The following is a 286-nucleotide window of genomic DNA, read 5'->3' as shown; positions in this document are numbered from 1 at the left end:
CCCTCATTTAATGCTTGAAAGCCTTCTGATATTCGACAAGATTGTTTTGATTTGACTTGTGTGCCTAAACGTCCTTTAGACACCACAATGCCCATCGACACTAAACTTTTATAGGCAGCAGCCACCGTATTTCGGTTCAGCCCAAGTTGTTCTGCTAACTCACGACCACTGTCTAACGATTCATAAGCAAAAACCTCAGTACCCGGAGGTAAAGGTTGCCCATTATATTTACCGGTAAAACGGTCAATATATTGATCATTTAAATCTGAAACTAAACGGAACTCTA

At 40.6% G+C, this 286-nt stretch carries 1 protein-coding gene; it reads right to left on the bottom strand.

Annotated features, from left to right (window positions below; all coding sequences use genetic code 11):
- A partial coding sequence (locus FLQ44_RS24185; RefSeq protein ID WP_206209021.1) for a GntR family transcriptional regulator occupies nucleotides 1–286 on the bottom strand: 286 nt, incomplete at both ends.

Source organism: Vogesella mureinivorans, assembly GCF_007644035.1.
In the GTDB taxonomy this organism is placed as follows: domain Bacteria; phylum Pseudomonadota; class Gammaproteobacteria; order Burkholderiales; family Chromobacteriaceae; genus Vogesella; species Vogesella mureinivorans.
Note: the sequence above shows the minus strand (reverse complement) of the source record. Positions and strands in the feature narration are given on the sequence as shown.